Source organism: Anaerosporobacter sp. (genome assembly GCF_031551385.1).
In the GTDB taxonomy this organism is placed as follows: Bacteria; Bacillota; Clostridia; order Lachnospirales; family Lachnospiraceae; genus Anaerosporobacter.
The window spans coordinates 1-20,887 of record NZ_JAVBNS010000225.1 but is presented as its reverse complement, the minus strand read 5'-3'; the positions used below and the strand labels follow the sequence as shown (position 1 = coordinate 20,887).

General features: G+C 35.3%; 19 protein-coding genes and 1 pseudogene. 5 read left to right on the top strand and 15 right to left on the bottom strand.

Going from position 1 to position 20,887, the window contains the following annotated elements:
* Positions 1–283, bottom strand: a pseudogene (locus RMR19_RS17250) (hypothetical protein); the annotation flags it as partial.
* A gap of 329 nt (positions 284–612) precedes the next feature.
* Between RMR19_RS17250 and RMR19_RS17245 the strand changes: the two are divergent.
* Together RMR19_RS17245 and RMR19_RS17240 are read left to right on the top strand one after the other, a co-directional pair.
* Positions 613–1,695, top strand: a complete 1,083-nt coding sequence (locus tag RMR19_RS17245; RefSeq protein WP_310604745.1) for a ComEC/Rec2 family competence protein — start codon at positions 613–615, stop codon at positions 1,693–1,695.
* An 18-nt stretch (positions 1,696–1,713) separates the two neighbouring features.
* On the top strand, positions 1,714–1,926 hold the full coding sequence (locus tag RMR19_RS17240; protein WP_310604744.1) for a DUF3006 domain-containing protein: 213 nt from the start codon (positions 1,714–1,716) through the stop codon (positions 1,924–1,926).
* Positions 1,927–2,049: 123 nt separating this feature from the next.
* Here RMR19_RS17240 and RMR19_RS17235 read toward each other — a convergent pair whose 3' ends face one another.
* The 4 genes from RMR19_RS17235 to RMR19_RS17220 form a co-directional block, all read right to left on the bottom strand.
* Positions 2,050–3,186 (bottom strand): glycoside hydrolase family 88/105 protein, encoded by a 1,137-nt coding sequence (locus tag RMR19_RS17235; RefSeq protein WP_310604743.1) that lies wholly within the window; start codon positions 3,184–3,186, stop codon positions 2,050–2,052.
* 141 nt (positions 3,187–3,327) lie between these two features.
* Entirely contained in the window at positions 3,328–3,555 is a 228-nt protein-coding gene (locus RMR19_RS17230) for a hypothetical protein (RefSeq protein WP_310604742.1), read from the bottom strand.
* 42 nt (positions 3,556–3,597) lie between these two features.
* Positions 3,598–4,206, bottom strand: a complete 609-nt coding sequence (locus tag RMR19_RS17225; RefSeq protein ID WP_310604741.1) for a CpXC domain-containing protein — start codon at positions 4,204–4,206, stop codon at positions 3,598–3,600.
* Between the two features lie 85 nt (positions 4,207–4,291).
* A complete protein-coding gene (locus RMR19_RS17220; protein WP_310604740.1) occupies positions 4,292–4,846 on the bottom strand; it encodes a DUF3877 family protein in 555 nt (184 codons plus the stop codon).
* A 428-nt stretch (positions 4,847–5,274) separates the two neighbouring features.
* Here RMR19_RS17220 and RMR19_RS17215 point away from each other — a divergent pair, with 428 nt between their 5' ends.
* A complete protein-coding gene (locus tag RMR19_RS17215; protein WP_310604739.1) occupies positions 5,275–6,273 on the top strand; it encodes a hypothetical protein in 999 nt (332 codons plus the stop codon).
* 15 nt (positions 6,274–6,288) lie between these two features.
* Here RMR19_RS17215 and RMR19_RS17210 read toward each other — a convergent pair whose 3' ends face one another.
* The 5 genes from RMR19_RS17210 to RMR19_RS17190 form a co-directional block, all read right to left on the bottom strand.
* Entirely contained in the window at positions 6,289–6,879 is a 591-nt protein-coding gene (locus RMR19_RS17210; protein WP_310604738.1) for an ATP-binding cassette domain-containing protein, read from the bottom strand.
* Positions 6,880–6,883: 4 nt separating this feature from the next.
* Positions 6,884–7,690 carry an ABC transporter permease gene (locus RMR19_RS17205; RefSeq protein WP_310604737.1) on the bottom strand — a complete coding sequence of 269 codons (807 nt, stop codon included), beginning with the start codon at positions 7,688–7,690 and terminating at the stop codon, positions 6,884–6,886.
* Positions 7,665–8,645, bottom strand: a complete 981-nt coding sequence (locus RMR19_RS17200) for an ABC transporter substrate-binding protein (protein WP_310604736.1) — start codon at positions 8,643–8,645, stop codon at positions 7,665–7,667. The genes RMR19_RS17205 and RMR19_RS17200 overlap by 26 nt, the downstream gene beginning before the upstream one ends.
* A 79-nt stretch (positions 8,646–8,724) precedes the next feature.
* Positions 8,725–9,687, bottom strand: a complete 963-nt coding sequence (locus RMR19_RS17195) for a methyl-accepting chemotaxis protein (protein ID WP_310604735.1) — start codon at positions 9,685–9,687, stop codon at positions 8,725–8,727.
* A gap of 10 nt (positions 9,688–9,697) precedes the next feature.
* Positions 9,698–10,798, bottom strand: coding sequence for an FIST signal transduction protein (locus RMR19_RS17190; protein WP_310604734.1), 1,101 nt, complete (start codon positions 10,796–10,798; stop codon positions 9,698–9,700).
* 344 nt (positions 10,799–11,142) lie between these two features.
* On the opposite strand from RMR19_RS17190, the gene RMR19_RS17185 reads away from it, so the two are divergent.
* On the top strand, positions 11,143–11,889 hold the full coding sequence (locus RMR19_RS17185) for an aminoglycoside phosphotransferase family protein (RefSeq protein WP_310604733.1): 747 nt from the start codon (positions 11,143–11,145) through the stop codon (positions 11,887–11,889).
* Positions 11,890–11,978: 89 nt separating this feature from the next.
* Here the strand turns inward: RMR19_RS17185 and RMR19_RS17180 are convergent, their stop codons facing one another.
* The 3 genes from RMR19_RS17180 to RMR19_RS17170 all read right to left on the bottom strand — a co-directional run bounded on the left by RMR19_RS17180 (position 11,979) and on the right by RMR19_RS17170 (position 16,668).
* On the bottom strand, positions 11,979–13,712 hold the full coding sequence (locus RMR19_RS17180; protein WP_310604732.1) for a phospho-sugar mutase: 1,734 nt from the start codon (positions 13,710–13,712) through the stop codon (positions 11,979–11,981).
* A 621-nt stretch (positions 13,713–14,333) separates the two neighbouring features.
* Positions 14,334–15,509 carry a glycoside hydrolase family 130 protein gene (locus RMR19_RS17175; RefSeq protein WP_310604731.1) on the bottom strand — a complete coding sequence of 392 codons (1,176 nt, stop codon included), beginning with the start codon at positions 15,507–15,509 and terminating at the stop codon, positions 14,334–14,336.
* Positions 15,499–16,668, bottom strand: coding sequence for an AGE family epimerase/isomerase (locus tag RMR19_RS17170; protein WP_310604730.1), 1,170 nt, complete (start codon positions 16,666–16,668; stop codon positions 15,499–15,501). Before RMR19_RS17170 ends, RMR19_RS17175 begins: the two co-directional genes overlap by 11 nt.
* A 540-nt stretch (positions 16,669–17,208) precedes the next feature.
* Between RMR19_RS17170 and RMR19_RS17165 the strand changes: the two genes are divergently transcribed.
* Positions 17,209–17,934: a helix-turn-helix transcriptional regulator gene (locus tag RMR19_RS17165; RefSeq protein ID WP_310604729.1), complete on the top strand. Its 726-nt coding sequence runs from the start codon at positions 17,209–17,211 to the stop codon at positions 17,932–17,934.
* Positions 17,935–17,973: 39 nt separating this feature from the next.
* Here RMR19_RS17165 and RMR19_RS17160 read toward each other — a convergent pair whose 3' ends face one another.
* Complete coding sequence (locus tag RMR19_RS17160; protein ID WP_310604728.1) at positions 17,974–19,335, bottom strand: GH1 family beta-glucosidase; 1,362 nt, start codon at positions 19,333–19,335, stop codon at positions 17,974–17,976.
* A 145-nt stretch (positions 19,336–19,480) separates the two neighbouring features.
* A partial coding sequence (locus RMR19_RS17155) for an ABC transporter permease (RefSeq protein WP_310604727.1) occupies positions 19,481–20,887 on the bottom strand: 1,407 nt, incomplete at its 5' end.

Genomic DNA, 20,887 nt, shown 5'->3' with positions numbered 1-20,887 from the left:
CCTCACCGCGATACCCTTCATTATCGAAACTATCTCGGATAACATCGGAATACTCAACATTTATCGCTATGTTTGACATCTTATTCAGTTCCGCTTCCACAGCATTCTCTATAGATGTACAAAATGTAGTTGTTAAAGTCTTTGCATCTGAATAAATATTTGACTTATAAACCGCATCAATAACAATAAAAAATACGCCTAAGACTACAACAATTAGTCCTGCATAAATCCAAAACAAATATACTATCTGCGAATATTTTCTTTTTTTTTCTTTCTTTTTCATCCATACACCTATACATGTTTCAATGCTTAAATCCAGTTCATATGCAAACCAAACAATTACCAGTTACTTTATTTTAAATTTTCTTATATAATCTATATAGTTTCCACTAAATAAATTTCATTTTCTATACATATATGATAATTAAATTAATCTTTTTTGTCAACTAATATAACCTTTCCTTTTTTCTATACATTTCCCATCTACAAAAAAACAAAACATATGTACTAATCTGCACTTCCCTTGAAAGGTATTATATGATATCATTTTATTAAGAGCAACATTTAGTTTGCTAATTCTACCAAAGAATACTATTACAGAGGAGTACACATATGAAAAAACAAAAACGTTTCTATCTTGCGTTTGTTACAATACTCATTTTCATCCTAAGTGGTTGTACAACCAACACAGATACTGCTGATTCTTGCGCAACGATGAAGGTTCACTATATCGACACTGGTGAGTCCGATTCCATATTAATCGAATCAGATCATCATTATATGCTAATCGATGCAGGTGATGTCGACGATGTCGATACCGTTGTAAACTATCTGAATACACAAAAAGTCAAAAAGCTAGATTATCTAATCTTAACACATCCCCATGCAGACCATATTGGTGCTGCTTCAGAGGTAGTTAATACCTTTACTGTTGGCAAAATTATTATGCCATCCAAAGCCAATACTACTAAAGTGTTTGAAACTTTACTAGATACCATCGCTAGTAACAATCTAAAAATCACGAAACCTGTTGTTGGAAATTCATACACGCTTGGAAATGCTACATTCACTTTATTAGCTCCCAACTCAACTACATATGGTTCTAACTTAAACAACCATTCCATTAGCCTTCGTTTAGTTAATGGTAATAACAGTTTTCTTTTCATTGGGGACTGTGAAGCCGAAGCGATTTCTGATATCCTAGAAAATAAACAAGCACTTGATTCTGACGTTTTACTTTGCGGTCATCATGGAAGTAAAACAAGTACAACTGCTGAGTTATTAGACGCAGTTACACCAACTTATGCTGTAATCAGTGTTGGCAATAATTCTTATGGTCACCCAAGTGATTCAACACTAAGTTTATTAAAGAAAAACAAAATCACCACCTATCGCACTGACGAAAGTGGAACTATAATCGCAACAAGCACTGGTAGTAAAATTACATTTACTGCGAAAGCCTCTGATTTAAGTGAAACCGCATCTACTTCTGCAACAAAGGCTTCCACAACAACGAAAACAGATACCAACGATGATTCTAGCAACGAATCAAATGTTGTTTACATCACCGATACTGGAAGTAAATATCACAAACATGGTTGTCGTCACCTCGATAGTAGCAACACAAAAACAACTATAGAAAAAGCCAAAAAGGCAGGCTACGAACCATGTAAAACATGTAAACCTGCTAGTTAAACAGAAAGGAGCTTATCCATGATATGTATTGACCGCTTTGAAGGTTCTTTTGCTGTTTGCGAGCACGAAAACGGTAGCTTTATTACCATTCCACGTTTTCAATTGCCACAAGAAGCAAAAGAAGGTGATTATATTCAATATGTTAATAACACCTATATAATTAATGAAGAAGAAACGATGTCACGTAGTCAACGAATCAAAGAAAAGATGAATTCCCTTTGGGAAGAATAATAAACAAGGTGCTACTGTAACATTAGTGAATTACGATACATGTATTCATCTAATTTTTGCAGTAGCACCTTATCTTTTATTATGTCATTAACTTTTGGGGAACTATACTCTTCAAAGTTACGCTTATCCTAAACGCAACATTTCTGTATAGGCAAGCAAGAATGGTCCAACACCCTTTGCATCATCATTTACAATTGGCTCTGACATGTAATAGTCAAATGTACCTGGACGATTTCCAGCTCCACCAAGACCAGCTACTAAGCAGATACCGCCAAGATGCATATTTCCTTCTTCCATGTTAAGGTATTTATCACAAACACCATTGAATGCTTTCTTACCATATTCCACATAGGATTCTGGAAGGAATCCAAGTCTTACACCTTTAAGCAGAGCATACGCCATAATGGAACTACCACTTGTCTCTAGATAGTTACGTTCCATACCACCAAGATTTACAACTTGATACCACATACCACTTTCATCTTGGTAACGTAACATCGCATCCATTAAATCCACGAAAATTGTTTTCATCTTCTCATATGATTCACTTGCAGACGAATCTGCTTTATCAAGCGTATCAAGCAAAGCCATTGAATACCAACCAAGTGCACGTAACCAATAGTTCGATGATAAACCTGTAACTTTATCACACCAAAACATCTCTCTTGAAGAATCGTAAGCATGGTAGTATAAACCGGTTCTCTCATCACGCATATTCTTTACTACTTGGAAGAATTGATTATAGATGTCATCATAATTCTTCTTATCATTAAATCTCGTTTCATATTCCATATAAAATGGTTGTCCCATATACAAGCCATCTAACCAAACTTGATTTGGATAGATATTCTTATGCCAAAAGTTTCCTTCCTTTGTACGAGGCATCTTTTCAATTTGGCTATATACCAAATCAATCGCTTTTCTATACTTCTCTTTACCAGTTAAATCATAAAGTTCAAACAAGGTTTTTCCAGCATTCACGTTATCAATATTAAGTTCTTCTACAGAGTAACCATCAATAGTTCCATCTTCTCTAACACGATAGTCAATGAATTCATCTGCAAAATCAAAGTATTTTTTCTCACCGGTAATTGCATACATTTCAAGAATCGCCTTAATCATGCAACCATCAATATAGTTCCAATCCGCTTTTTTTCCTTCAAGAATCTTCTCGATATTCCAAATAGGTCTATCCGGTGTACTCTTCTCAAGTAATTCATCAATGTACTTAAATATGTTCTCTTGCAAAGTTTTGTCCATATCATATACCCCTTCTTTCACATTATGTAAGCGCTTACATTATCCTAATACTATAATAATCTATTAGACACCTTCATGTCAAATACTTCTCACAACCAATGATATAAAATATGTTTTTTACACTACATAGAATCGCAAATCCTATTCATTAAACTCTACAATGACATAATATCCTCGATCTGTCTGTTCAATCTCTTTCACAATTCCATATTTCGATTTAATACGCTCGCCTGGTCCAATACAACCTGACATTGCAACTGCTGGCTCTATAATATAATAATAGTGAAATGATTTCTTCTCTAGTACTTCAATCTTGTCACCAGCCTTTACAAGATTTTCTCTCTCCATCTTAAATCTTACTTCCCGCATACTATTGTAAAGCGTCTCCTTTCGCAATTACCAATTACCTATCTACATAACTTGTGCTCCAGCCCAATTCAAATCAATGCAATAGACATCATCACCAAGTGGTGGTAACTCCTCTTTCACAATATTCAACACATTCTGGTACATTGCTAAATCAATATCAATGCCATCTATATTATCTTGATACATTAATGTAAACTCTAAACTCCCACTTTCGCTTTTACGATAGAAATAGATATCCTGCATACCGTCATCCTCTGCATGAATTTTAGCAAATGTTATTAATTTTAATAATTCTATCGCTTGGTCATTAAGTTCTGCCTCTAATACACGTACTTTCTCCACAAAAGTGTCTGCTGTTTTACATAGACGCATCGTAAAACCTGTAAACAATTCTTTCTCATCTTCTGTAATGCAACTCTCATCAACAGCATTCGGACGCAAGAATACTACGAATTCCTTCTCAACATTACAGTAAGCTGTTGGATACACTAACTTAACTTTATGTCCACAACTTTCGCAATCCCACTGAAATACCGAACTTGATACTACTTCATCTTTTTTATTCGGACCTAATTGCCCATAACAAGTCACCATATGTTCTGATTTACATTGGGGACACATAAATTTAATCTTCTTCGCTATACTTTCCATTCTCTTCAACTTTCTATACAAGTATTTTTTAGTTTATAGTAAATTATACATCGTTTTTATTATTATGTCGATTCTATTAACAAACCTAATGTATTGTTTCAAAATCATACGCAGAAAATCTATGATAGAATGCCCCCATTTCGCCAAAACTAAAACAATATCGAAAGGCATCCATCGTTTCATCTGCGTAGTAAATCACATAGTCGAATTCTTCCCCTTCTACGTGTTCACATATAATATCTTCTGATTGCTTCTTGAACACTTCCATAACGTGCTCAATTGTACAATCAGATTCCTTTAATATTTTCATTAAATCTATTAAAAATGTGCTTCTCTTCTTCAGTTCATAGATATACTTTGTTCCTTCTGCTGGAATACCGATGCAAAACCGTTCTTCCTTGTTACTTAGACGTATTTTCCCGAAATGCTCTGCCGTTTCACGCCATTCAATCAAGAATGCTTTCGCCTCCACTACAGTAGGCAATGGTAGTTTTACAAGATGTTCTAGTGAATCTCTGTTGTAATAGATTCGTATCATTTCCTCTGTATAGCCTAATTTCACTTGCCATTCATGGATTGTGTCAATAATATTTTTTTCAAGCAACTGATATGCAGCCTCTCTCGCCATTTTACTCTCCATCTTCTTACCTCCTACTCGCTTATACTCTATCTTACGCACTCTTATTGTACTAAGTTAATGCTGTTTTTTTGCTTCTTTCTCTTTATCTAATCCATATTATGAGGTTAGTGTCAAACGTTATTTACTTCCCAATTACTACACGGATTGCTACACGTTTTTATGCTCTCACAATCCTAAAATACTCATAGCATCATCATAATACATGGTAACTAACAATTGCAACCCCTTGTTTTCGTATATGAAAAAATTTCCCCTATAACAATATATTTCATAAACTTAGCATCCTATCCATAAACTCTTTCTTAAAAAAGTATACTTTTGTATCTTTTTTTCATTCCCATGCTATACTATAGTTATCAATAAGAATTCACCCAATAACCCAATAGAAATCCAAAACATTTCTACTTCATATTTAATAAGGAGGCACTATGCCAGCTTTCATAACACACTATTTATACGGAGTTGATATGTATCAAAGCCTTAAGGCTAAAGAAATCAAATCTATCTTATATCATAATCAAGATGCCTATAAACTAGGACTACAAGGCCCAGATGTTTTTTTATTTGACTTGCCCCTTCTCCTTGGCCCTTCCGAATATAATGTCGGAAATCATATGCACGAACATAAAGTATCACAATTTTTTCAAAACTACCTTGAAGAGCTTTCCACCTTAACTAATCAGGAATATGATTGTGGACTAGCATATCTATGTGGATTACTTGCCCATTATTCCTTAGATGCCCATGTACATCCTTATGTCTATTATCGAACAGGCTATTCACCTACTGTTCCTAATTCAGATACTACTTCTATGAGTGTACATGCTACATTAGAAGGATTAATCGACAAGCAGCTCCTGCTAGAACGAAAGGGACTAACACCTTCTAAGTTCTATCCTTCCAAAACATTTTCTCTATCTAGCAAAGAAAAATCAATTATTGCTAACCTAATGAGTATCAGTGTGAACCAAACGTTTCGTTCTTTCCTACACGACACAAATTCTTCTGACATTACTAGCCCTAGCAAAATTAAGAACGCCATTAATGCTATGAAAATCGAAACGTTAGCCTTGCATGACCGCACAGGACGAAAACAGAAAAATGTACGAGCTATTGAGAATTTATTAAAACAAGAGCAAATGCTTTCTTCCCTTATTATTCATGATTCTCTTACTGATACGATGGATGCGCTCAATCAAACAAATTCCACATGGCAAAATCCGTGGAATACTAGTATGCAATCAAATGACTCTTTCTATGATTTATATAGTAAAGCAAGCGTCTTCTATCAAGGAATATTGTCGCATATTAATTCTTATTTTACTAATAAATCAAAAGGATTTATTAATTATACACGATTCGACCGGCTTCTTGAGGCAATCGGAAATCGTTCCTATCACAGTGGGCTAGACGTCGGAAATTGCTAGAATTAAAGGTAGTGTCTACAATAAACAGACACTACCTTCTATTAATTCCACATCCTCTTTATCATGCGTAACCATAATAATAATTTGCTCTTTGTCCCTTTGCTTCATAACTGATTTCATAAACTGAACAACTCTTTGCTTATTCTCAAAATCTAAGCCTTTTAACGGTTCATCTAGTAATACTATATCAAACTCACTAAGAAATGCTCGAAGTATTGCTACTCTACGCTTCATTCCACCGCTTAATTCTTTCACTGGCTTATTCTCATTACCAGAAAGACCAACCATTTCACATGCATTTCGTATTTCATCATATAATTTATCATTGCTATCTGGCATAACAAACAATATATTATCCATTATTGTATTCTCTTCTAATAAACGATTCTCTTGAAAGACCGCCCTAATCTTTTTACCCTCTAATCCTACCAGTTCACCACTGTCTGCTCTCTCTAATCCCATTAGTATACGAAGTAGCGTTGTCTTTCCCTTTCCCGATTCTCCCATTATACAATGAATCGTTCCAGAAGAAAAACTACATGACAAATCTTTTAACACAGTCTGATTATCATATGTTTTGCATATATTTTTCACAGTAATTTGCATTATCTCACCTCTTCTCTGTCCGTTTCGACAATCCAAGATAGCTCTTTTTCAATACATATAAAAAGAGTTTTTCAAACAATATGCTGACTACCACAATTACAATCGTCCATGCGAACAAATCAGGTGTATCTAGATAAATCTTCGCTTCATATAGTCTTTCACCAATTGTACCTTTCGGAATTCCAATCACCTCTGCAGCAATTCCAGACTTGAAACTGAAACCAATTCCAACTCTACATGCTGCATAGAAAAACGGCCAAATTGCTGGTATATATAAGTATCGTATTCTTTTCACCAAAGGAACTTCAAAAACCCCCGCCATTTCTATTAGATTCCTATCTACACTTTGTATTCCCTGTAGAATGTTTGTATACATAATTGGCAATACCATTAAGAATACAATGAAGATTGATAGTTTCTTGGAAGATAAAAACACTAAGCAAAGTATAATAAATGACGCTACTGGAATTGCTTTCATCACACCAAACAAAGGCTGTAAGAACTCTTCTACTCTTCTATTCAGATTTCCAAGTATCGCAAGCACAATTCCTATCGCTGTTGCTCCTAAAAATCCTAGGATAATCTGCATCATAGAATGCAATATCGTTCGAAAAAATTCCCACGCTCTTGCAATCTCAAGCAATCTCTTCGCAGTCGAAACAGGAGATACTAAAAGTATCTCCTGTTTCAGTAATCTACTTGCTATCTCCCATATGAGCAGCCAAACTATAACTGCCCATAATTTAATTGTTTCTTTTTTGTTTCCTGCATGTTGCATATTTCTTTTACTTCTTATAGTAAAACGCATCATCTGGTATTGTTCCTCCAACTGCTTTTGGGTTCTGTTCAAATAAAACTGCGTAATATCCTTTTAATATTGCTTCCATCTCTTCTCCTTCGATAAAAACAATATTACAGTACGGCAATGCGATTTTGGCAACTGCAGCAGGTATAATGTCTTGTTCTTCTATCATAACTGCCGCTTCCTCTATATTAGAATTCACATATGCAACAGAATCTTTATAATTCTCTAAAAACGCATTAACAAGTTCTGCATGTTCCTCTAAGAATTGCGTCCTAACAACAATAGCACCTGTTACTAACGCACTCTTATCCTGCTCTGTTTGTAATGCCCCCCACTCAGTATTCATATCTAATGCTATACGAATCTTATCATTTTTCATTTGAGCCGTAGTCACAAACGGCTGTGGCAACATAGCGATTGCATTTTCTTCACTAGCTAAAACAGCTACACATTCTGCATGTTCTGATTTATATTCGATTGTAACATCCTTCTCCGGATCTATCCCATTCTCTTTTAAGATATAGTTCAGGGTATATTCTGGTGTAGCCCCTTTCCCACTGGTATAGATTGTTTTTCCTTTTAAATCAGCAATGCTTTGAATGGAATCGCCATTTTCAACTATATATAATACACCTAATGTGTTAACCGCTAATACTTTCACATTACCTTCCGTGTTGTTATACAATACAGAAGCAAGATTTGCTGGAATCGCTGCTATATCAACCTCACCTTTTACTAGCAAAGGTGTAATCTCATCTACCGCTGCTGCGATTTGGAATTCATAATTCTTTGTTGTCTTCGCATCGTCCATCATTTTAACCATACCCATAGCAGTTGGACCCTTTAACGCTACAACTTTTATTGTTGCTGTATCTTCATTTGCTGCCTTTTTGTTCTGACAGCCGATTATCATAGTCATACTTAATACAAGTACTACTACTAACGATAGTAATTTCTTCATAATGTCCTCCATTGTCTATAATATCATTCTTCTATTATAGCACGACAGTCCACTATTTGCATCCGAATCGTAATAGGAATTATCCTCTCTTGATATCGTCATCAACAATATTTTCAAGCTGTTGTAAGACATCAATTACTTCGCATAGTAATGCAGATTTTTTTGACATTTTATCATTTAATTTATCTAGCCTGCTACCTAATTTATGTATTACACTAGAGATGTCTGTTGTATCATTAGCAATAGATTGAATCTCGTTTCCTGCAACACCGATTTGCGATACAATTTTACCGCTAAATTCTTTCACTTCCTTCGTGCAATCTGTAACTTGTGCAAAATTAGTCTTAACATCATTAGCATATGTTAGATTCGCTTGAATTGTTCCTTTTGTTTCTTCAATTTCTTTTTTTAATCCATCTAAACTATCGAATAACGCTTGTACCGATTCATCAATTCCTGCTACCAACTTTGCTGTAGATGTAGATAATTCACGAATCTGCTCTGCTACAACAGCAAATCCTCTTCCTGCATCACCTGCTCTAGCCGCTTCAATTGATGCATTCAATGCTAACAGGTTTGTATTCGAAGCAATTCCTGTAATGTTCTTAGACATCTCTTGAATATTCTCAAAGTTTTTTTCTAATGTGTGAAACGTGTTCGTAATGTTTCCTAACTGGGAACAACTCTGCTCTATATGGTTAGATAATTTTCCCATCTTATGCTCTGCTTGTTCTATTGCATCATCTGATTTTGATACAATATCATTTACTTGGCTTGCATAGGTATGAAACTCTTGAAAGTTCTTGTGCGTACTATCTATGTTCTCATTAATACTTCCAAATTGTAATGTTGTCGAATCAAATCCTTCTCGAATGGCTTCAAGATATTTTGTTATATCTTCTTCCTCATTCATAAAGTTTTCAACTCTTTCTTCAATATGTCTAACTCCGTATCGAACATGCTTTGCATCCTCTGGTACTTGCTGCTCGATTTTTACAATTTCTTGATTACTCTCGTTTTTATTCTTCTTAAATATGTTCATAATAAGTCTCCTATTCAAAAACAATTACTGTCATTGTTTGATTGAAATGCTGTTGATTGAGCTGTTCACCGTATCCAGAAAATCCAACATAATCACCAAGTTCTCGTCCTAATAACGTCGAAAATTCTTGTAGATATCCTTCCCCTTCAAACAATAACGTTCTCGCAAGGCAATGAACAACTAATGTCAAACTTCGTTTTGGCACTTGGGTCTTTATCTTTTCTAATGTACCATTAACAACACTTCTATAGTCATCTGGCTCTAATAGTGCCATTTTTGCATTGTGGTAAACTCTAGCATGATACATCATTGCTTTGTTCTCTAATATGCTACAATTCGCTGTAATATACATCTTGTTACCTATTACTCTTCCCATCGAAGACGTATCAAGACGTTTTGGCAATCCCTCAAGTGTCGTATTCAGCGCCTCCGCTATTACCTCGGCTGCTGGTCTATTATCATATTCATACACCGTTCTTGTTCGATTATCTACCTTTGTAGCAACGAACGTTTTACCTGTCGGCTTATATATATTCTCTCTAAAGAAATGCACTTTTCCACCCATATTACGAATTAATATGAATACGCAAGATTTATCAACAATTTTTCCATTGTAGGATACAAACGTTACATCCTCTGCCGCATTATTACCTGCTGTTCCTCCAACTACTGGTATCTGCTTCTCTAAAAGAACAGAATTTAGAGTCGTAAGTACCGATTCCTCACATCCTAAGAATGCATTCGTGAATTCCAGGCATATGCAGTTCTGTAAGCTAGATAATTTCTTTACACATTTTTCAACACGGTCTACGTATTTTATTGGATAGCGGTCTACCTGTTCAAGAATATCTGCATAACATTCAATTCCATCTTCTATTCCTATTGCTAGGAGTGAATCTTTATATGCGCCCTCTCTGCACATCTCTATAATCGTTGTCGAACCAACAGCTATACTTTCTGGAAACAATCGATATATCTCCTCTGTATATTCCTTAAAATTAGCTACCCCCGAAAAGAATAAAATTAGTTTTGGCTTATTAAAACTCTTTGTAGCTTCTCTTACTGCTGCATTTACATCCCTGTTTGAACTTCTACCTATGTTATATTTCATAAAAGACACTCCTTTGTTGTTTTTGTATATCTTATTTCTGAATCCCCCTTTTTCTTTGTTTATATTTTATCACAAATTATCCACAATTTCTATCATTTTCTCTACTTTTGAATAAGAAATTGTACCTATTTGCGCTTTTTCACACTACATTTATCAACTTTTCAATCAATTTCTTTGTCAACTCATACACTTTCATGTCTTTTTATATATTTTTTACATTTTTACGTTTAATAGACTATACTTTTTGAGCATAATGTAGTATAATATATTCAATCCAAAAGGTTACTTACATGTAACATAATGGTAAACTTGAAAGGCATGACATAAAGAGAGGAGCAATTCATATGAAATTAGAAAAATTAATATCAAAAGGTACCAATGCAAGTGTATACCAAAACGGGGATGTTGCAATTAAAGTATTTAATAAAGATTTTCCTAAAACAGAAGTATTGAATGAAGCATTAAACACCTCACGCGTCGAAGAAACAGGATTAGATATTCCATCCATCAGCGAGGTATCTCATATTGATGGACAATGGGCTATTAGCATGAATTTCATTGAAGGTAAGACACTATATGATTTAATGAAAGAGAATCCTGATAAATTACAAACCTACATTGATCAGATGGTGGACTTGCAGTTAGAGATTCACTCTAAACGCTCTCCATTACTAAACAAATTAAAAGATAAACTTGTTCGCCAAATCAATAGTCTTAATTCTATTGACGAAAGTAAAAAGTACGAATTATTAACACGTGTAGACGGAATGCCAAAGCATGTTAAAGTATGCCATGGTGATTTTAATCCAAAGAATATCATCGTATCTGGCGATAAACTCTATGTACTAGATTGGGTACATGCTACACAAGGAAATGCCAGTGCTGACGTTGCAAGAACCTATCTTCTATTCTCTCTTGAAGATGCAAAAGCTGCAGATTTATATCTTGATACTTTCTGTAAGAAGAGTAAAACAGAAAAACGTTATGTACAAACATGGTTACCAATTGTTGCTGCTGCACAGTTAACAAAAGAAAAACCAGAAGAAAAAGAATTATTAATGAAATGGTTAGATGTCGTTGAATATCAATAATATATAGTTACAAAAAGTTTGCCACGTTATAACTGAGAATCGGTTATAACGTGGCAAACTCTTTGTTCTAGTTGAGGAATTACGCTCTTCTACTTCGTCTCTTCCGCAAACGTATTCATCGCTTGCTTCAACTCTTCAAGCAATACCCTTCCTTCTTCAAGCGATTTTGCTTTTACTCCCATATAAAACTTGATTTTAGGCTCTGTTCCTGATGGTCTAACACAACACCATACATCATCAGCTAAATCAAAATACAATACATTTGACTTTGGTAAACCTGTTGCGGTTCTTTCCAATGTCTCATAATTAACTACTACATCATTCTCGTAATCACGAAGTGCATTCACTTTTACGTCTGCAATGGTTTGAATACTCTCTGTACGGAAACGATCCATAATACGATTGATTCTTTCTGCTCCATCTTGCCCTTGAAGCGTAATCGTATGTAAATCTTCCATATAGTAACCGTATTTATCGTAGATACAAAGCATCTGATCCCACAACGTAAGATTATGCGCCTTGTAGTATGCTGCTGCCTCACAAAGTGCCATAACTGCTGATACGGCATCCTTGTCTCTTGCATAAGTTCCAATTAAACAACCATAACTTTCCTCAAATCCAAAGAGATATTGATATGCGTTTTGTTGTTCAAAAAACTTAATCTGCTCTCCAATATATTTGAAACCAGTTAATGTTTCGATACAAGCCAGACCATATTCTTTCGCTACTGCTGCTGCCATATTACTCGATACGATTGTAGTTACAACTGCACCATTGTCTGGCATCTTATTCAGTTCTTTTCGTTGTGATAAGATGTACTCACAAATTAGCATTCCTGACATATTACCAGAGAACGATACATACTCTCCCGTTTGAGAATTCTTCGCATACACACCAAGACGGTCTGCATCTGGGTCAGTTGCTAGAATAATATCTGCATCTACTTTCTTCGCTAACTCGATTGCCATAGCAAATGCCTTAGAATCTTCTGGGTTTGGATAACTTATCGTTGGAAATCTTCCATCTGGCTGTTCTTGCTCTGGCACTACGTATACTTGTTCAAATCCAATCTCTTTCAAGATTCTTGTAACAGGAACAAGACCTGTACCATGTAATGGCGTATAGACAACTTTAATCTGTTTTGCATATTCACGTAACTGCTCCGGATTCAAAACAAGCTCTTTCATCTTCGCAATATATTCGTCGTCAATATCACTTCCGATTACTTCGTATAATCCTTCTGCCTCAGCTTTTTCCCTTGGCATTGTCTTAACAACTGCATAGTCAGTTATTGCATTTACCTCATCTATAATCTGAGTATCAAGCGGATATGTAATCTGTGCACCATCTTCCCAATATACCTTATATCCATTATAGTTCGATGGGTTATGGCTTGCTGTAATTACTACACCAGCGATGCAACCAAGTCTACGTACTGCAAAGGAAAGCTCTGGTGTTGGACGTAATGACGGGAATACATATGCTTTAATCCCATTTGCCGCAAAACACAATGCTGTCTCCTCGGCAAACTCTGTTGACATCAAACGAGAATCATATGCAATCGCAACACCTTTTTGTTGTCCGCCTTCTTTACAGATATAATTTGCTAAACCTTGTGTCGCTTTTCTAACCGTATAGATATTCATACGATTGCTTCCGTTTCCAAGCACACCACGTAGCCCACCTGTTCCGAAAGCCAAATCTCGATAAAAGCGGTCTTGTATTTCGCTCTCATCCTCATTTATCGCAAGCAGTTCTGCTCTTGTATCCTCATCAAAATATGGATTTTCACACCATTCTTTATATTTTTCTAAGTAGCTCATATGAACCTCCTATTAATCGTTCTGTCTCCCTATTAAATGTTAGGACGACAAGGCAAGTTTTTAACGCAACTCTGCTTCATCATCCTAGCATATCACTTACTTATTTTTCTTCTATTTTGGATTTGAGTGTCTAAAGGTAATGAACATGCTGACAATGAATACATGCTCATGTTTAAAAAATGCGCTGGGTAATATTTATTCATACATAATTTGTGCATACTTGTGTATCAACAAAATAAATCTGCAAAACTTCGTTATCTATGCTTGCGTATTCGCTAATGTTCTCTAAATAAAAAACGATAGCGTAATGCCTATAGTACTTCTTAGTGTGTACATTCACAGCCTAGGAAGGCGAGGCATGGACGCCGAGCCAGCCTGAGCTGAGGCAGGATGCCGAATCGAAGGCGTTTCCGTAACCTTTCAATATCTTCCCGTACACACTTAGAAGTTCTTAGGTATGTAGCGTGTTTTGTTTTAGAGAATATTAACGAATGCGCTTTAAACACATATCAAAGTTTTGCATCATAAACGTATATTACACAAGTATATCACCTACGTTCAAATGAATAAATATTTCCCAATATTCATTTGAACACGTAAATAAACCTTTTGACGCCCAAATCATTTTTCTTCTTTTAGATACTCAAGATTCTTTCTAATTAAGTCACATCTTTGTTTCACACAATCAGGAGAGCGAAGTGGGTCTGTTGGTGTATTAAACACATAATCAATTAATTTATCAATTGTCGTTGTCGCTACATGCATTCTTGTATCAGAAGAAGCATAGTAGATATATACATCTCCGTTCTCTCTAGCAATTGCTCCGTTTGTAAACACAACATTGGATACATCGCCAACTCGTTCACTTCCAAGTGGTGCAATCAAAAATCCTGAAGGTTCTGCAATTACTTTCCAAGGTTCATTACTATCCGTTGCAAATGCGTAGATAACATAACGTAAACCTGCTGCTGTATTTCTTACACCATGAGCGATATGGATAAATCCTTTGTCTGTTTTAATTGGAACTGCACCTGCACCATTTTTAACTTCTGTGATTGTATGATACTTTCTACAGCTTGTAATAATTTCTTCTTCAATTATAGCATGTTCAATATCATCACACAATCCAAAACCAATGCCACCACCTGAACCAGTATCGATAAAATCATCCATTGGTCTTGTATAGAATGCATATTTTCCATTCACAAATTCCGGATGTAACACAACATTTCTTTGTTGTGGTGAACGCAATGTTTTCAAATTATCAAGACGTTCCCAAGTCTTTAAATCCTTCGTTCTTACAATACCTGCTGCTGCAACTGCTGCGGATAAGTCATTTGCCTTTGTATCCTTACTCTCTGAACAGAATGTACCGTAGATATATCCATCTTCATGCTGTGTTAATCGCATATCATATACATTTGTTTCTTCTTCACATGTATCTGGTAATTCCACTGGATAATCCCAGAATTTAAACCCATCAATACCATTATCACTTTCAGCAACACCAAAGAAGGATTTACGATCATTTCCTTCAATTCTAACAACGAGATAGAACTTTCCGTTTAATTCGATTGCACCTGAATTCATAACTGCATTTACGCCTAAACGCTCCATAAAGTATGGATTTGTCTCTACATTCAAGTCATATTTCCAAGTTAATGGAATATGGTTTCTTGTTAAGATTGGATTTTCATAACGGTCATAGATTCCATTATAGGAATCTGCCACCTTATTCTTTTTATTAATTAGTTCCTCGTATTTCTTTAATTCTGTATAATAATTTTTATGCAACATCGTTATTCCTCCTTATGATTTCAAAACACATTCTTCCGTTGTGATATGGACATTTCCATGGTTCAACAATTGGTTTCTCCGTATCAGGTTCATGATTTTCAGTTAATTGCCAGTACCACTCTGACCCTTCTCTTTTATCCACTACTTTTGTCGTGATATAATTCAGTATGTCCTTAGCCGCTTCCATATAGCGTTTCTCGTTAGACTTCTCATATGCATTCAAGAATCCGACAACTGCCTCTGCCTGCACCCACCAAACTCTGTTTTTGTTTACTTCTCCCTTTTCACATTCATTTAACAGGGAGTGTTCTACATAAGCAACGTTATAAATCTGGTCTTCCAAGACGGCTGTTATACGATGCATTCTCTCTGTTAACGCTGCATCGCCAAGAACTTCACAACCTCGATCAATCAACCAAGCAGTCTCGATATCATGTCCATACGAATGCAAGTCAATGATACTGTTCATGTTCTTATCAAAAAACACCTCTTGTCTGCGTAACTCTTCGTTAAATACTTGCTTCTCGAATACTTCCATGATAAAACGTAACTTGTCAGCAAGCTTTTCATCGCTTGTCACTCGATATAATTCGGTATACGCTTCAAACACATGCAATAGCGTATTCATTGTCTTCTCTGCAATCACCCCATTCTCCGATAATTTATCGTTGTTTTCTGGCATGAAATTATATGTAAATGCTTCTAAATACCCTACGTCATCTCTACACTTCGATTCTATGATTTCAACCAAATCGTAAGCAATGTTTAATGCTTCTTCCTCTTTCGTTGCATCGTAATAAGAAGATAATGCATAGATTGCAAATGCTTGATTATATGTATGCTTTGTACTATCAAATACTGTACCGTCATAATTTAATGACCAGTAAACTCCTCCATGTTCTTTATCCATGCAATACTGTTTCAAAAACTTATATGCATGTTCTGCAAATGGTAGCAATGTTTTATCATGAAGTACCAAATATGCATTCGAGAAAAACCATAGAATTCTACTATTTAAGATACAACCTTTCACTGCCTCTTTATCAAGATTCAGCTCATAATCTAACCAACCGTAAAACCCACCATACGTATCGTCTTTTAGACCTTCCCAAAACGGAAGAATCTTGTCATTTAACATTTGCTTTGCTTGTTCTACCATTGTTGCCACTCCTCCTTATACTTTGTTATCGTAATTACTTTATAAATCTGTTTATGCCTGTAGCCAAACTTTTTGTTTCTGTTTTTTGTTTTTTAGCTTAATTTAATTTTAATATTAACCTAAATTTTAATCACTCTACTATCTTGGCTATTTTTACACTATCTTGGCTTTTTACAGAAACAGATTATCAAAATTACATCCTTTTCCTCTGTAACTGTTCTTGCATTCTTACAAAGTATTCGGTATACTTAAATTAAGGTAAATTATTTTTATATATTCTAATAAATAAAGGAGGTATTTATGTCAAGTTTTCTAACTCGGTTAAACAAATCCGTTCTATCACTTCATTCTTCTTACACTGATACATTTGACAAAACTAATTTTAACACGAAAATACCTTCTGGAAAAATCTCAACACCGAACATATCCTTACATGATTTTTTCAAGAAAGCATATATTCCCTCTCCTACCATGTGCACCATGAATTCCCTTTATTACTTGGAATTGCTCGCACAAGAAACACGTAATTTCCCCTTTACTTTGGAGCTGCAAAATCTGGATTCCTTTCTCCTGCTCTATACCAAAAAGGGACGTTATCGTTTAACCTATCAAGACAAACAATACATAATCGGAGAACATACCATTCTTTTTCTCGATTGTGCAAACTATCAAAAACTTGATTTACTAGAGCAAACTTGGGATTTTGAAATTGCTTTCTTAAATGGTCAGCAGACAGCTTACTACTATGAATTATTTCATGAAAACGGAATCCCCTTCTGCACTTGCACGCCGAACAACAACAGTATCTCAACATTACATAAACTTTTTTCCTACGAAGAGCAAGACTCTGTTTCAGTTGAACTGCTTCGCTCCTCGTTACTTACGTCTTTGCTTACCAATCTAATCCTTACGAAAAACGCCGACTTCAACCAAGCAAGCTATATCCCAAACCACGTAAAACAGATGATGATGATTCTACAAAACCGTTATGTAGAAAAACATACGCTTGATTCCTTGTCTCTTGAATTAAACTATAACAAATACAAACTGGCAAAAGACTTTAAGTACTATGTACACGAGTCGCCAATTGATTATCTAATTGTTCGAAGAATGGATGTCGCAAAGCAATTACTTATATCTACGAATAAGACAATTAATGAAATCTCGGAATCTGTTGGTATAACGAATGTACCACATTTTATTCATCTATTTAAAAAACATACTATGTTAACGCCTTTACAATATCGTGAAAAAAACACACTATGAAGATTCATTATCTCTTCATAGTGTGTTTTCTAATTTATGTTATAAATTTTTCCCATTATTCATTATCACATCACGATACCAGTAGCCAGAATCTTTGATAATTCTTTGCTGTGTTTCATAGTCAACATGTACAAGACCAAATCGTTCTGTATAGCCACAATTCCATTCAAAGTTATCCATTAGTGACCATTCAAAGTAACCTCTTATATCAATGCCTTCATCCTTCGCTTTTCCTAGCTGTAATAAATAGCGATTCAAGAAATCAATACGATTCGGATCATGGACTTTTCCATCTAATGAAACAATATCATGGCAAGACATTCCATTCTCTGTTATGAAGATTGGCAATTGATATCTCTCATATAAAAACTTCGTTCCCCAGTAGATACACTCTGGAGTAACTGGCCAACTGTTTGCCGTTTTCCCATAGCCGACTTTACGGTCTACATACTCTGGTTTTCCGTCTGCACCCATCTTTATGGTAAAACCATTGTACATATTTTGTCCGTAGAAATCCAAAGGCTGTGAAATTAACTTCATATCTTCCTTGGTTATCTTAGGCAAGAACTTATGATACTTACGTAGTCCCTCTTCTGGGTACTCACCACGTATCACAGGATCGCTCCACCAGCTAACACTCCAAGTCCAGTTTTCTTCAATATCTGGACAACGGAAAAATGTTTGTTTTGCTGCTTCAATATCTTCTGGCTTCTCGCTTGCTGGGCAGCTAACACCTGCTGTTGGCGCATAGCCTACTTGTATTGGTTGTTTCGCATACTCTCTTAACATTTTTGTTGCCTGACCATGCGCAAGCATTGCATTATGCGCCATACCTAAACTATCTCGGTTAGTTACTTTTAATCCTGGTGCATGTTCTCCTGCAACATACCCAAGGCCAATAAAACATTGTGGTTCATTCAATGTAAAATACTTTGTAACTCGATCAGAAAAGTGCATCGCAACCACTTTCGCATATTCTCCAAACCACTGTACGATTTCTCGATTTGCCCAACCACCTTTACAGTGTAATGCATAAGGCAACTCCCAATGATACAATGTAATATATGGCTCAATTCCATTCTCTAACAAGCAGTCAATTAAATCGCTGTAGAACTGAATTCCTTTTTCATTTACTCTTCCAACTCCATCTGGTAAAATTCTCGACCAATTAATCGAAAATCGGTACGCTTTCACGCCAAGCTGTTTCATAATTGCCACGTCTTCTTTAAAACGATTATAATGGTCACATGCCACATCTCCTGTGTGACCTTCCTTTATCTTACCTGGCTCACGTACATACACATCCCAGATATCCTCTCCTTTTCCATCGTCTTTTCCTCTTCCTTCTATTTGGTACGACGATGTTGCAACTCCCCATACAAAGTCTTTTTCAAATGACATATAAAAGTCCTCCTTGTTATTATAATGTTTGATGATTACAAAATTCATTGTATCATCATATAGTTTCACATTATAATATCACGATACTTTTACGTCAACATATACAATTCAAACAAAATACCCTACATATTATATGTTTTACCATTTATCTTTCTTTCGCACCACTAACAATATTATAGTAAGCGTTAGAAGTAGCTCGATATACAAGCGTGTAGAACAAGGCAAATACAACGAAGCTAATAAGCGTTACAACCGCAAATAAGGTTACATTATTGAGATTAAATAGTAGTAATAACTTACGTATAATCGGAAATGCAAATGCAAGATGCATGCCTGCTCCAATTAACGGCATAAAAAATACCATCAGCAACTGTGAATTAATACTCTTTCTAATCTCCTTCTTCGTCATACCGACCTTTTGCATAATATCAAAACGAGCTTGGTCTTCATAACCTTCCGAAATCTGCTTATAGTAGATAATAAGAACTGCCGCAAAGATAAATACAACACTTAATAAAATTCCAAGAAAGAATAAACTGCCATAGAGACTATAAAACCCTTCCCTTTGTTCTTCACGGCTATCGCAAATATACGAATAGATGCCGTGTGAATCCGCAATTGAAAATTCTCTAAAGGTTTCTCCAAGCTTTTCACTCAACTCAACTTGTTTCTCGCTATCAATCTGCGTATCAAATTCATAATTCCATTTAAGCGAGAGCATTCTATTTCCTCTATGATCTTCAAGCTCTCTAATTCCTTCTAACGCTGTATCAAAATCCGATACAAACACATATATCGATGGCACTACATTCAACGCCGCCTCTCCATTATCAATAAATGTATCAATATGTTTTTTTACTTTGAACGTATTTCCACCCTTAATTGTCAACGTGTCTTCTGTATAATTCGTTCTGTATGTGTATAGCAATATTTCATCTTTCTCAAGCGTTTCTGATGCATTCATAAGCTGATTGTAATCAGCAATTGGTATAATATAAAACTGAACTACATTCTCGAATGTGTTTAGACTAAATTGATTTACCTTTGTAGAATCCGTTTCAGCAACATTTTTCTCAAGATATCCCGCAACAGAAGCAGAATAGTAATCTACCACATGCTCCTTCTTAACTCCATACAATTCAGAAATTTCTGTAACAGCATCACGAATTACTTCCATGTTTTCACTGTTTAAATCTTCAACCTCTTTCATTTTGGTTTGTATATTAATTTCTTTCGGATATAGTTTTTTCAAAGAATCCTCCGCGCCAAAGTATAGACTGGCAGTAGAAGAAATCATAACAAGTACCATTGTTGCAAGGATACAGATTGATGCAAGTCCTGCTCCATTGCGTTTCATACGGTAAACCATAGAGGATACTGATACAAAATGATTTGCTTTATAATAATAGTTTTTCTTCTTTTGCAAAATACGGCAAACCAAAACAGAACCAGCAATAAACAAAAGATAAGTTCCGATAATAACCATAACAACCGCTATAAAAAACCAAACTAATGCTGAAATGGGCTCTTTAATTGATACTGCTATATAATC